Genomic DNA, 12057 nt, shown 5'->3' with positions numbered 1-12057 from the left:
CTTGCTCTTTCGGGTTTTAGAATAGGAGCATGGAAATTGTTGAAAAATCTCAGCAGCGGCTGATTTTGCGCAGTCGCCCTTGGGGGGTGTGGCTGACAGGTTTGATTTTCTGCATTGGTGCTGCGATACCGATTTGCAGCGCGCTATGAGCTGGTGTGCCGCCATGAGGTTCGCGTCATGGATAGTCGCTGTCGCTGGGTGCGCTCTGGGGCGACGGGGGTACAGATCACCCAAATTCCCCTGAATCGGCTCCAAGGGGTGGGGATTATCGAGCAGTGGCGCTCTAGTCGTGGACGACGCTACCGTGTTTATCAAGTGCACCTACAAACCACAGGGGGTTCGATTGCCTTTGGTGAATTTACCAGCGATCGCCAGAATCGAGAAGCCGTTGCTGAACGCATCCGCCGTCTCTTGCAGCAGCCGCAACATCCCCCCTTGACATTGGTGGAAGACAACCGCTGGTGGGGATTTTTGATCTTAGCCGTTGGCTGGGGACTAGGGTTACCCCTGATCTTCATTGGTGCCAAAGTGCTGGTGCTGGTTTTTGATAAAACCGCAGGCGTGGTATCACTGCAATATAGTAGTCTTCTCAGGACAGACAAGAAAACCTTCCCTTGGTATGTTCTCAAAGATGTGGCGGTACAGCTCTCCCGTGGTAACAAAGGCAGACTATTGGCTCGGTTGGCTTTGGAGTTGCAGGATGGGCGGATGATTCCCCTGCGCTTCTATTACAGCAGTGATGTTAGGGGTATGCAAGCACTGCAAGCCACGATTCGGGCGTTTCGTGATCAAAAGTAACAGGTGCGGCGAAACGGAGATAAATTAGCTAGGCTAGAACCAAGAAATTTCCCTCAGCCGGGAGAGAAATTTATCTGAGAGCAGGAAATTAGAATTTGTTAGCAGTTGTTGACGCGAGCGATCGCTAGCCCTGAGTTCTAGAAAAATTTACCCCTTTGCTGTGGGCGATTTCTGTTAGAAAGGCTACAATCAATGAGGTTTTAGTTAAAATTAGTCAAAAGATTCCTGTACAGTCTCAACCGCTTGCTACTGCCTGCTCCCTGACCCCGTGGGTCACAGAGGAAATTTTTCAAGATGATCCAGCGGTAGAGAACCTGAGAATGTGGAATCTAGAGTCTATTCCCCCGTCCAACCGCTTTCCTTAGCTGCATTCCAATCATTGAAATGTGGCTGACGATTCTAGCGTCACCGAAGGCAACGGTTGACAACAACACACCGACAATACACATTTAGGGAGATTTTACGAGGACAACGGCATGACCCAAGCGAATGTACTTGACGTTTACGACCCCGCAACAGCCCCCCTTGAAGATGAGGTGGCTCTACTCAGTGACTATGGCCTTGATACTGTAGAGATCGAGGAAGAGGAGAGCGAAGACTTTGAGGAGGTCAGCGACGATCTTGACGGCAAGCCCACAAAAGGTCGTGCCAGCCGACGACGCACACAGGTCAAGAAGAAACATTACACCGAGGACTCGATTCGTCTCTATTTGCAAGAAATTGGCCGCATTCGTCTGTTGCGTGCCGATGAAGAAATTGAACTAGCTCGCAAAATCGCGGATCTCCTAGAAATGGAGCGAGTGCGCGATCGCCTGTGCGAACAATTGGGCTGTACCCCTGAAGAACTAGAACGCAATCCTGAGCCTTGGGCTAAAGAACTGGGGATGACGGTACAGGCGTTTCGCCATCGTCTTTTTGTCGGTCGCAAGGCCAAGGAAAAAATGGTGCAATCGAACCTGCGATTGGTGGTGTCGATCGCCAAAAAATACATGAACCGGGGGTTATCCTTTCAGGACTTGATTCAAGAGGGCAGCCTAGGGTTAATCCGCGCTGCCGAGAAATTTGATCACGAAAAGGGCTATAAATTTTCCACCTACGCCACATGGTGGATTCGCCAAGCCATTACCCGTGCCATTGCCGATCAATCCCGCACCATTCGTCTGCCAGTGCACCTGTACGAAACAATCTCCCGCATCAAGAAAACCACCAAACTTCTCTCGCAGGAAATGGGGCGCAAACCCACCGAAGAAGAAATTGCCGATCGCATGGAAATGACCATTGAAAAACTGCGCTTCATTGCCAAGTCGGCACAACTGCCCATCTCCCTCGAAACTCCCATCGGCAAAGAGGAAGATTCCCGTCTGGGGGACTTTATTGAATCCGACGGTGAAACCCCGGAAGATCAAGTGTCGAAACACCTGCTGCGGGAAGATTTAGAGACGGTATTGTGCACCCTTAGCCCCCGCGAGCGAGATGTGTTAAAACTGCGGTATGGCTTGGACGATGGTCGTATGAAAACGTTAGAAGAAATTGGTCAACTCTTCAACGTGACCCGTGAGCGCATTCGCCAAATTGAGGCCAAGGCCCTGCGCAAACTGCGCCATCCCAACCGCAACAGCGTTCTCAAGGAATACATTCGTTAAGGAGTTGTTTATGTTGCGTCCCCTCATTGCCCTGACTGCTGGTCTGTCTGCCACCCTTGTGGCCATGCTGCAACCCAGTTCTGCCCAAGCCTGCGCCCATGCCAAAGGATTGAGTCAAGGCCTGAGTCATACCTCATTCTTTGACAACAGCAAGCTGCCGATCGCCCTTGGACTGGGTGCGGGTACGATTACAGCAGCGGCAGTGGGGGTGACCCTTTGGCAACGGCGACAGCACAATAGTACCCCGGCTCCCGCTTCTGAGGCTGCTTCTTTGGAACTGCCGGTGATCCTGCCGCAGTCTGAAGATGCAGAGCATTCTGAAGATGTGACACCGATTGCTTAGTTATCCATTGATCACCTTTATCAAATTACTCCCCTCTATGGGGGCGATCGGGGTACTCCCAGGGTGTCGTCCTATTGTGTAGTCGGGTACCCCGTTACTTTTATCTCACCTATGCCCATGGCACAGCATCTGCTAATCGTACTCGCCCGGCGCGTGGGTCTCCGGCGGGCGATCGCCTTGAGGAGGGGAGGATTCTCTTTCAAGTTTCCCAAGTGAAAACTGAAGGACAGCATTTTGGCTCCCGCTTGGCTTGGCTCCCCGACGGCACAACCAGATTCTCCTTGATCGCGATCGCCTTTTCCAAGAAGCGCTTACGGGTCTTGACTTTGAAGTAGGAACCCGATTGGTTCCATTAGGTAAAGACTATCTGCGTTGCAACTTGTTGTTAGCAACAACACTGTGCAAACAACGGCTGGTGGTGAAGCGTTGCGCCTGCGTGCTCAGAATACTTCTCGCCTTAATGCCACGGTCAACAACAACACCCTCACTCAAGCGAATCCTGCCACGCGCAGCGTAGAATTGCGGGCTGATAATAATGCAACACTGTGCGCTAACGTCTTCAGTAATGTGCAAACGAGTGGGGCTGGTTTCCGTTTACGACCCCAAAATGTTCTTGTCACCTTCCGAATTGTTGATAGTCTCAACCTTGGCTCTAACAATGGTGGGGTTGCTATTAATACAACTGGCGCAGGGACAGTCACTAACATTACAACTGCCACATTCAATGCAGCGCCGCCAGCGCCAGCAGGTTGTACATTCCCCTAATACTCAGCAGGATTGCGATATTCACTCAATTCAGTCAAGCGGCACCGCCAGCACTGTTCGAGCCAATCTATCAAAGTCGCCCGAGGTGCAGAGACTTGGCGTACCACTGACCACACCTGCAACGCGGCTAAGGGAGAGTTCACCTCGACCCTCAGGGGTTGATAGGGAGCATAGTCGCAGGGCACCTCTAGATCAATCAACCGTTGGTAGATCGGCCAGCGTAATTGCCACTTAACTGCAATAACGTGGGGGTTTATAGACATTCAATAAGCACTCCATTATTGAAAATATACGGAAAGGTAGTTTAGGATCGGGCTGTCAGAGCTAAGTCAGTTAGCTCACTAGTCTCCGCAAAGGAGCATCGTGCTATGACGACCAGTGCATTGCCACGCCAAGCGTTTGGCGAGATACGTGACACGGTTGTGTTGCTGGAGAAGGCCACCACTACCCCGGTCTGTGAGGGAATGAATCGCCTCTTGGCCAGTTTTCAAGCTTTGTATTTGCAGTACCAAAAGCATCATTTTGTTGTTGAAGGTGCAGAGTTCTACATGCTGCATCAGTTTTTCCAAGACTGCTATGAACAGGTGCAAGGCCACGTTCATGACTTGGGCGAGCGTTTGAATGGTCTGGGGGGCGTGCCTGTGGCCGGTTTCCAACAGTTGGCGGCTCTCTGCTGCTTTACCCCTGAACCGGAGGGGGCTTTCAATTGCCGGCAAATGCTCAGCAATGATTTGCAAGCGGAGCAGGCGATTATTGGGATTCTGCGGCAGCAGGCTACCCAAGCAGAAAGTTTGGGCGATCGCGCCACGGCTTATCTGTACGATCAAATCTTGCTGAAAACAGAGGAGCGCGCGTACCACATTGCTCACTTTCTGGCCAACGACAGCCTGAAGGTGTAGTGTTTCGCAATTTTGGTTAACGAAGTCTAACACAAGCTGACAGCTGTTCATAAAATGCCCCTGCCCAAGGGGTTTTTTAATGCAGATTTTTCCTACTGCTTAGCCTAGCTTAGTTGCAATTAAATTGCAATAAATTTATCCAAGGGGATTTGCTGTAGGACGCTGGCGGGGATACTGCTGCATCAGAGCACGCACCTGCTCGGCATGGTAGGAACTGCGGGTGAGGGGAGAGGACACCACCTGCAAAAAGCCCATGGATTCGCCAAGCTGCCGCCATGCTTCAAATTGCGCTGGTGGAATAAAGGCCTGCACGGGTAAGTGTTTCGGACTTGGCTGGAGATACTGGCCAATCGTGAGAATGTCGCAGCCCACTTGCCGCAGCTCCACCATCACTGCCTCCACTTCCTCAGGGGTTTCTCCCAAGCCCACCATGATTCCCGACTTTGAGTAGATCCAAGGGGCGCGATCGCGCACTCGTTGTAGCAGCTCCAGACTGCGCCGATAGTTACCTTGGGGACGCACCCGCCGATAGAGACGGGGCACGGTTTCGGTGTTGTGGTTGAGCACTTCTGGACTAGCGGCCAAAATTTGGTCTAGGGCTTGCCAATTACCACAGAGATCGGGAATCAGGACTTCAATGGTTGTCTGGGGCGATCGCGATCGCACCGCCTCAATGGTGGCCACAAAGTGAGACGCCCCTCCATCCGGCAGATCATCCCGATTCACCGAAGTAATCACGACATGATTAAGACGCAGGCGCACCACCGCTTCTGCCAGTCGCTGGGGTTCAGTGGCATCTAAGGGCAGGGGCTTTTTGGCAAAATCAATGTCGCAGTAGGGGCAAGCGCGCGTACAGGCAGGCCCCATCATTAAAAACGTGGCCGTTCCCTCATGGAAACATTCCCCAATGTTGGGGCACGAGGCCTCTTCACAAACGGTATTAAGATTTAAGTCCCGCAAGAGTTCCTTGACTGAACCCACCCGCTGCCACTGAGGGGCTTTGACCCGTAACCACTCCGGTTTGACCACCACGGCTAACTCCACTGCAAATTCAAAAACAGACAAAGGGAAAACGTCAACTGTGCCACCAACAGAAAGAGGTAAATCAAGGCACGGGGACGAAAAATCGTCAGCAATAACCCCAGCCCCTTGAGATCCACCATGGGGCCGAGAACGAGAAAGGCGAGAATTGACCCCGGTGTAAACGTGGCCGCAAAGGCTAGGGCAAAGAAGGCATCCACGGTGGAGCAAATGGAAATCACCGTGCCGAGGAGCATCATCGCCACAACTGAGATCACCGGCCCCTGGCCAAGGCTGAGAATGAGTTCACGGGGGGCAGCCACCTGAATAATTGTGGCCACCAGACTGCCGAGGACGAGAATCCCCCCCAGTTCGCGAAATTCCTGCACCACATTCTCTAGAACTTGGGGCAGACGCTGCTGCCAAGGAATTGTTGCGGTGGGCGGTGAAAGCGTGAGGGTTTCCATGGCAAGGGGTTGGCCGGGCGTTCCCAACAGGTAGGTGCCCGACTGGAGCAAGGCAGGGACAGCAGGTGCTTGAGGTTGGGGGCGACGCATTAAACTAGTTACTGTGGGTTGCAAAAAGGGGGTTAGATCCTTTTGGAAACTAAAAACCCAGCCAATAATGGTGGCGATCGCCAGGGAAAAGAGGACGCGAAACACGACAATCTCCGGCTGATCGCGAAAGGCGGTCCAAGTAGCCCAAATCACAATTGGGTTAATCGTCGGTGCCGCCAGCAAAAAGCCAATGGCGACCGAGGTCGGCAGTCCCTGCAGTAGCAATCGCCGTGCTACGGGTACATTGCCACACTCGCACACCGGAAAAAGAAAACCAATGCAACTGCCCACCAAAGCCCCCAAGAGGGGCGATCGCGGTAAGCAACGAATCAGTGCCTGCTCATCTACAAACAGCAGCAGTACACTGGAAAGCAAAATCCCCAATAGTAGAAAGGGCAGTGCTTCTACTAGGAGGCTCAAAAAAAGCGTAAAACCGCTTTGCAATTGATTCGCAAATGTCATGGGCTTACAATGGGCTTTGGGACACCATCTCCTTCAATTCGAGTGGCCCCGGTTGGATATCTGTTTGCCGTGAATCGGTAATCAGCCAATCAAGGGCAGCGGCCTTCAGATCAATTGTGGTACCCGTTTTATCGACACAGTAGCGCCCAAAGACCAGCTTATCCACCAAGCGGACATCGGAGCCAAGGCGAGAGTACTCGAAAATCACGCAGTTATCCACGACCGCACCACTGCAAATGTGGCAATTGGGGCCAATCATCGTCGGTCCAATGATCGTTGCTCCGTCTTCAATCTTCGTCATGCCGCCAATGTAGACCGGTCCTTGGATCGTGACCTTATCCCAATCAACCGCCACATTCAAGCCTGTATAAATCCCGGGAAACCGCTCGTGGCCGGGAATCGTAACATTCTTAATTGTGCCGTCGAGAACGCCCCGCACCGCCTGCCAGTAGTCGGGGACTTTACCAATGTCAATCCATTCAAAGTCCATCGGCAACCCATAGAAGGGGGCACCCATTTCCACCAGTTTAGGAAAAAGCTGACTTCCAATGTCGTATTCCTGATTGGAGGGAATATAGTCAATAATTTCCGGTTCAAAAATATAAATCCCCGTATTGATATTGTTGCTCAAGGCTTCTTCGACACTAGGCTTTTCCTGAAAGGCAATAATGCGATCGCACTCATCCGTAACAACGACCCCATAGCTTGAGACCTCTTCCTTAGGGACTGTTTTCATAATTACGGTGGCGATCGCCCCCTTTTGGCGGTGCCAAGCTACAGCTGCTGTCAAATCTAAATCAATCAGGGCATCGCCGCACAAGACGACAAACGTATCATCAAAAAAAGGGTGAAAATCTTGAATTCGCTTAATCCCTCCTGCCGAACCGAGGGCTTTCCCCACCAGTTCCCCGTCTTTAATATAACCCTCAAAAGAGTAGGCAATATCCACCCCAAACCGCTGCCCATCCTGAAAATAGCGTTCAATTTCATGGGCGAGGTGGCTGACATTGACCATAATCTCGGTAAATCCGTGCTGACGCAGGAGTTCGACAAGAAACTCCATCACGGGCTTTTGCAAAATCGGGATCATTGGCTTAGGAATGGTGTACGTAATCGGGCGTACCCGCGTGCCTTTTCCAGCTGCCAAGATCATTGCTTTCATATCGGTTTTACCCAATCAACTCATTCTATAAGGGGAGACCTTATCCCCCCTAGCTTACCCTAATCAAGGGCATACACCCGCCCATGGTACAGCAAACGGGTAATGCCTTTAGACTGAAGATAACTGCGCACTTTCCGCAGCATTTCGCCATCGGGTACCTTGACGACTGTCTTGCGCCACTGGACATCACTGGCTTTATAAAGGCGTTGATTTTGCTGAGAATAGCGGAGAGCCACTGGGCGGCTGTCGAAAATGGGTAAGGTGCTTTGTTGAGCCTCTTCACTGGAGAGGGCACCTAAGCCGCGAAAGGCCTCCAAGGGACGAGTCAGTAATTCAGCCCGTCGATCCACCACGACATAACAAGGACGGGGCAACACAGCCTCTGCAAGGGGCATAATTTCCACCGACTGTACCACTTCCACATCGGCAAGATCAGCTAAGGGAAGATCTTCATCCAGTTCCTCTTCGTCTTCGAGATCGTCATCCTCTTCATCACTATAGTCGTCTTCATCGAGGGCAACGGTCTCTGCCGGTTCTACATCAAGGTCATCCTCCTCTGCTATCTCATCCGTTGTTGCTATTGCTAGCAAGGGCGCTTCCTCTTCCATTTGTTTGATCACACGCCGAATGGTGTTTTCACTAACCCCAAATTCCGCTGCCAGAGCTTTGATTGTTTGTCCGGCGGTGTACTGTTGAAAGACACGCTGGCGTTCGCTGTCACTGAGTCGCTTGTAGGTCATGGATCCAGATTAAGAAGCAGGTGGCAAGATCTATTATCTGGGGTGGCGGTATCAGAATATTGATTTTTGGTCAAAGCCCTGATCATTGGGCGATCGCCCCTAGCGCAGACGCACAAACCCTGCCTTTTCAATGGCCGCCTGTCCTTGATCGGTCAGCAACAGATCCGCATAGGCTCGACCGGCTTGGGCATCAAGGCTATTGTCTTCCTTCGTAATGACAAACAGGCGGCGGGTAATCGGATAGGTTCCCTCTTGAAACGCACGGTAATTGAGTCGGTTGCGCTCTTGGGGACAGCGTTGGGGGGGAACGTACGGTTCTTGATAGGGAGGGACATATTGATTGTCTTGGCGACCCAAGGGAAGCGGGCGGATACGGCACTGACCCACCACCTCCGGAGCAGAGGCATAGTAAATGCCCCCCAAGGTGGCCGCAACCCGCCGGAGGCCATCGGTGGTATCCCGAACCAAGACCACATTGCGCCCCAAGGGCTGTTTGTCTAAGACTTCTTGAATAAAGTACTCAACGGTGCCCCCATCTTCGGGTCGGCGGGAAAAGGGCGTGATGGTTAAATTCGGTCCGCCCAGCTGCTGCCAATTGGTGACTTTGCCGGTGTAGATCTCCACCAGCTGTTGCACGGTAAGACCAAGAATCTCTAGCCTCGGATGGACGGCGATCGCCAGCCCATCAATAGCCACGGGAATGGCAGTTAATTTAATGCCCTGGGCTGCCGCCTTGGCTACCTCTTCCTCCTTGAGGGGGCGGGAAGATTGCGAGAAAGAAAGCTGCTGATTCAATAACATGCGAATACCGCTGCCCGACCCTGGGGTGCCGGTGGGGGGATCTACATAGCGCAATTGAAAGTTAGGCCAAGCCGCTTGCAATAGCGGATCCACATCACGGCGAATCGGTGCCCAAGTGGTGCTCCCGCCGTAATTAAACACGCCCTTGGGGACGTTCTTCACTTGGGTAAACGTGGATTGATGGAGACCCCCCTTGCCCATTGGGGTACCGTCCTGGATAAGGCGAAACACCAGCACTGCACCACTGCCCAAAAGGCCGAGGGTCACCAGCAGGGAAAGAAGAAGCAGTAAGAGAGAATGACTTTTCCCTTGGGACATATAAAGAATTGCTGTCATTATCTTTTAGCGTAGCCCAAAGCAGCCGCCGTGGAGGGGCTTGGGTCGGCTCCTTAGCGAAGGAGCGGCAATTCCGCCACAATGAGAAAGAAAGGTGTATTTAGTTAGCTATGCGCTACCGTCGCTTTGGTCGCACCCAACTACCGATGCCCGTTTTTTCCTGTGGCGGCATGCGCTATCAGTTTTCATGGCAAGATGTCAGCCCGAGTACGATTCCTGAGGACAATCAACGCAACCTTGAGGCGACGATTTGCCGGGCCGTTGAGCTGGGGATCAACCACATTGAAACCGCCCGTGGCTACGGCACCTCAGAAGTCCAGTTGGGCAAAATTCTGCCTCGCCTGCCGCGGGAAAAACTGATTGTGCAAACCAAGGTGGGGCCACGACCCACGGCCAAGGAATTTCGGGAAGCCTTGGAAACCTCCCTGCGCAACCTGCGCCTCGACTACATTGACCTATTGGCTATCCACGGCATCAACCTGCCAGAACATCTAGAGCAGGTGCTGCGACCGGGGGGATGCCTAGAGGTGGCCCGGCACTTTCAAGCGGCAGGCAAGATCCGCTTCATTGGTTTTTCTACCCACGGCAGCCTGGCGGTGATTCGGCAGGCGATCGCCACCGACGTGTTTGACTATGTCAACCTCCACTGGTACTACATCAACCAGCAGAATTGGCCCGCCATTCTCGACGCCCAAGCCCGGGATATGGGCGTCTTTATCATTAGCCCTGCCGATAAGGGAGGCATGCTTTATAAACCACCCCAGCGCCTTGTGGAACTGTGTGCCCCCCTCAGTCCGATGGTCTTCAACGATCTGTTTTGCCTCTCCCATCCTCAGGTGCATACCCTCAGTGTCGGTGCTGCCCGTCCCGGCGATTTTGATGAACACCTCAAGGTTCTCGATCTTTTGGATCAAGCAGAGGAGATTCTGCCGCCGATTTTGGCCCGGCTTGAGCAGGCGGCCATTGAACGGTTGGGAGAAGACTGGTACTACACGTGGCAGGAGGGGCTGCCCGACTATCGCCACACCCCCGGTGAAGTGAATATCCCGGTCATCCTCTGGCTCTGGAATCTGGTGCAGGCCTACGACCTCCTCGACTATGGGCGGATGCGCTATAACTTGCTGGGCAACGGCGGCCACTGGTTTCCGGGTACCAATGCGGCACAGGTCAAATACTTGGATTTAGCGCCCTGTTTGCAAAGCAGTCCCCATCAGCACAAGATTCCAAGGATTTTGCAAGCAGCCCATGAATTGCTCGGGGGTACGCCGCAGCAGCGATTATCTCAATCTTAAGAATAGGAAAGAATAGGGGGTTTCCCCCAGTAAATCGCGGACAATTCCCCTAGGCGATCGCGCTGCCGGCCACCGACAATAAAAGTATTAAGGGTAAGAGGTCAACACCATGGATTTCGTCTATCACCTCAGCAATGCCAGCCTTACCCTGCGGTTTGTGCAATTCTTGCATGAATACGCCAAGCTACCCGTTCAGTTTGTTACAGTGATTCATCAAGTGGATGGGTGGGTGATCCGCATCAAAATGCATTCGCCCCTCTCCGACGAACAAGCAGGGAATTTCCGCGCCTTCTTGAACGAATTAGGATTCCCCTACACACCAGGGATTTCGCTGAAAATGGCACTGTGGGCACTAGAAACCGGACAGTCAATGGTGGATGTGATGCGCCGTTATCAAGTGGCGATCGTCTCCCACGGCTACCCCAACTCCGAGGACATCGAAGCGTTTCGCAAACAGTTTATTCAAGGCTTGGGCTACTGCCCTGAAACCTTGGCCTAGGGTATTGTTTCCCTTTGGCCATGCTCCCGGCGATGCTGCAAGATTCGTTCTGCAAGGGGAAGATCGCTGGGAGTGGTTATCTTGAGATTAGTTTCTTCGCCTAAGACAATGTGCACGGCATAGCCAAGACGTTCAAAAAGCGCGGCATCATCAGTCACTTCCCAACCCTTGGTAACAGCCATTTCGTGGGCAATGCGCAGTGGTTCGACATGGAAGCCTTGGGGGGTTTGGGCGGCCCAAAGGGACTCCCGCGCTGGGGTTTGGATGACGACACCTTCGCGATTGACAATTTTAATTGTGTCTTTGACAGGCACTGCTGCAATCAGTCCCGCATAGGTCTCTAAGGCTTGGGCACAGCGGTTAATCAGATCGGGGGTAGCAAGACAGCGGGCACCATCGTGGATTAGCACCTGCTCAGCTGTTTCGGGGAGTGCCTTTAAACCATTAAACACTGAGGCTTGGCGAGTGTCACCCCCTAGGATCAAATGGACAGGCTGCCGTAGGTTCAAATCCCCAAGGAGGGCTTCCCAAATGGGAAAGTCCTCTAGCTGGCCAATGACACCAATCCATTCAATCCCTTCCGCAGCAGCCACCGCTTCCAATGTCCATGCCAAAAGGGGTTTACCCAAGAGTTGCAAGCGCAGTTTATTGTGGCTTGCCCCCATGCGTTTACCCATACCGGCGGCGGGAATGAGGATGTGCATTTGCTCCCCTTTCAAGACTGTTTTTATCTTGGCATA

General features: G+C 52.7%; 14 protein-coding genes. 7 read left to right on the top strand and 7 right to left on the bottom strand.

Going from position 1 to position 12057, the window contains the following annotated elements; all coding sequences use genetic code 11:
- The first annotated feature begins 117 nt into the window (after positions 1–117).
- The 4 genes from ACK4IR_RS05075 (at position 118) to ACK4IR_RS05060 (ending at position 3119) form a co-directional block, all read left to right on the top strand.
- Positions 118–798 carry a hypothetical protein gene (locus ACK4IR_RS05075; protein ID WP_409873063.1) on the top strand — a complete coding sequence of 227 codons (681 nt, stop codon included), beginning with the start codon at positions 118–120 and terminating at the stop codon, positions 796–798.
- 476 nt (positions 799–1274) lie between these two features.
- The gene (gene rpoD / locus ACK4IR_RS05070) at positions 1275–2441 is read left to right on the top strand and encodes an RNA polymerase sigma factor RpoD (protein WP_409873061.1); all 1167 of its coding nucleotides are present in this window, start codon (positions 1275–1277) and stop codon (positions 2439–2441) included.
- Between the two features lie 10 nt (positions 2442–2451).
- Positions 2452–2784 (top strand): hypothetical protein, encoded by a 333-nt coding sequence (locus ACK4IR_RS05065; protein ID WP_409873059.1) that lies wholly within the window; start codon positions 2452–2454, stop codon positions 2782–2784.
- A gap of 74 nt (positions 2785–2858) precedes the next feature.
- Entirely contained in the window at positions 2859–3119 is a 261-nt protein-coding gene (locus tag ACK4IR_RS05060) for a PQQ-dependent sugar dehydrogenase (protein WP_409873057.1), read from the top strand.
- 426 nt (positions 3120–3545) lie between these two features.
- Here ACK4IR_RS05060 and ACK4IR_RS05055 read toward each other — a convergent pair whose 3' ends face one another.
- Complete coding sequence (locus ACK4IR_RS05055; RefSeq protein ID WP_409873055.1) at positions 3546–3812, bottom strand: Asr1405/Asl0597 family protein; 267 nt, start codon at positions 3810–3812, stop codon at positions 3546–3548.
- Positions 3813–3917: 105 nt separating this feature from the next.
- Here ACK4IR_RS05055 and ACK4IR_RS05050 point away from each other — a divergent pair, with 105 nt between their 5' ends.
- Positions 3918–4448: a Dps family protein gene (locus ACK4IR_RS05050; protein WP_409873054.1), complete on the top strand. Its 531-nt coding sequence runs from the start codon at positions 3918–3920 to the stop codon at positions 4446–4448.
- A gap of 135 nt (positions 4449–4583) precedes the next feature.
- Here ACK4IR_RS05050 and lipA read toward each other — a convergent pair whose 3' ends face one another.
- From lipA to ACK4IR_RS05025, 5 genes are all read right to left on the bottom strand, one after another.
- Positions 4584–5480, bottom strand: coding sequence for a lipoyl synthase (gene lipA, locus ACK4IR_RS05045; protein WP_409873181.1), 897 nt, complete (start codon positions 5478–5480; stop codon positions 4584–4586).
- 2 nt (positions 5481–5482) lie between these two features.
- Complete coding sequence (locus ACK4IR_RS05040; RefSeq protein WP_409873052.1) at positions 5483–6487, bottom strand: permease; 1005 nt, start codon at positions 6485–6487, stop codon at positions 5483–5485.
- A gap of 4 nt (positions 6488–6491) precedes the next feature.
- Positions 6492–7649 carry a sugar phosphate nucleotidyltransferase gene (locus ACK4IR_RS05035; protein ID WP_409873050.1) on the bottom strand — a complete coding sequence of 386 codons (1158 nt, stop codon included), beginning with the start codon at positions 7647–7649 and terminating at the stop codon, positions 6492–6494.
- Positions 7650–7708: 59 nt separating this feature from the next.
- Positions 7709–8389 (bottom strand): helix-turn-helix domain-containing protein, encoded by a 681-nt coding sequence (locus tag ACK4IR_RS05030; RefSeq protein WP_409873048.1) that lies wholly within the window; start codon positions 8387–8389, stop codon positions 7709–7711.
- Between the two features lie 99 nt (positions 8390–8488).
- Entirely contained in the window at positions 8489–9526 is a 1038-nt protein-coding gene (locus ACK4IR_RS05025; RefSeq protein WP_409873046.1) for a PstS family phosphate ABC transporter substrate-binding protein, read from the bottom strand.
- Between the two features lie 110 nt (positions 9527–9636).
- On the opposite strand from ACK4IR_RS05025, the gene ACK4IR_RS05020 reads away from it, so the two are divergent.
- Positions 9637–10818 carry an aldo/keto reductase gene (locus tag ACK4IR_RS05020; protein WP_409873045.1) on the top strand — a complete coding sequence of 394 codons (1182 nt, stop codon included), beginning with the start codon at positions 9637–9639 and terminating at the stop codon, positions 10816–10818.
- A 109-nt stretch (positions 10819–10927) separates the two neighbouring features.
- Positions 10928–11317 (top strand): hypothetical protein, encoded by a 390-nt coding sequence (locus ACK4IR_RS05015; protein ID WP_409873044.1) that lies wholly within the window; start codon positions 10928–10930, stop codon positions 11315–11317.
- Here ACK4IR_RS05015 and ispD read toward each other — a convergent pair.
- Positions 11314–12021 (bottom strand): 2-C-methyl-D-erythritol 4-phosphate cytidylyltransferase, encoded by a 708-nt coding sequence (gene ispD / locus ACK4IR_RS05010; RefSeq protein ID WP_409873042.1) that lies wholly within the window; start codon positions 12019–12021, stop codon positions 11314–11316. The two genes, ACK4IR_RS05015 and ispD, sit on opposite strands and share 4 nt — an antisense overlap.
- Positions 12022–12057: the final 36 nt, after the last annotated feature.

It is taken from the genome of Thermosynechococcus sp., from assembly GCF_046299635.1.
In the GTDB taxonomy this organism is placed as follows: Bacteria; Cyanobacteriota; Cyanobacteriia; order Thermosynechococcales; family Thermosynechococcaceae; genus Thermosynechococcus.
The sequence above is the reverse complement of the archived record's forward strand: the minus strand, read 5'-3'. Positions and strand labels throughout refer to the sequence as shown.

Excerpts from the sequence above, each read along its gene's own strand:
- rpoD (WP_409873061.1), top strand. The coding sequence starts at position 1,275 with ATGACCCAAGCGAATGTACTTGACGTTTACGACCCCGCAACAGCCCCC.
- ACK4IR_RS05065 (WP_409873059.1), top strand. The coding sequence starts at position 2,452 with ATGTTGCGTCCCCTCATTGCCCTGACTGCTGGTCTGTCTGCCACCCTT.
- ACK4IR_RS05055 (WP_409873055.1), bottom strand. The coding sequence starts at position 3,812 with ATGTCTATAAACCCCCACGTTATTGCAGTTAAGTGGCAATTACGCTGG.
- ACK4IR_RS05050 (WP_409873054.1), top strand. The coding sequence starts at position 3,918 with ATGACGACCAGTGCATTGCCACGCCAAGCGTTTGGCGAGATACGTGAC.
- ACK4IR_RS05040 (WP_409873052.1), bottom strand. The coding sequence starts at position 6,487 with ATGACATTTGCGAATCAATTGCAAAGCGGTTTTACGCTTTTTTTGAGC.
- ACK4IR_RS05035 (WP_409873050.1), bottom strand. The coding sequence starts at position 7,649 with ATGAAAGCAATGATCTTGGCAGCTGGAAAAGGCACGCGGGTACGCCCG.
- ACK4IR_RS05030 (WP_409873048.1), bottom strand. The coding sequence starts at position 8,389 with ATGACCTACAAGCGACTCAGTGACAGCGAACGCCAGCGTGTCTTTCAA.
- ACK4IR_RS05025 (WP_409873046.1), bottom strand. The coding sequence starts at position 9,526 with ATGACAGCAATTCTTTATATGTCCCAAGGGAAAAGTCATTCTCTCTTA.
- ACK4IR_RS05020 (WP_409873045.1), top strand. The coding sequence starts at position 9,637 with ATGCGCTACCGTCGCTTTGGTCGCACCCAACTACCGATGCCCGTTTTT.
- ACK4IR_RS05015 (WP_409873044.1), top strand. The coding sequence starts at position 10,928 with ATGGATTTCGTCTATCACCTCAGCAATGCCAGCCTTACCCTGCGGTTT.
- ispD (WP_409873042.1), bottom strand. The coding sequence starts at position 12,021 with ATGCACATCCTCATTCCCGCCGCCGGTATGGGTAAACGCATGGGGGCA.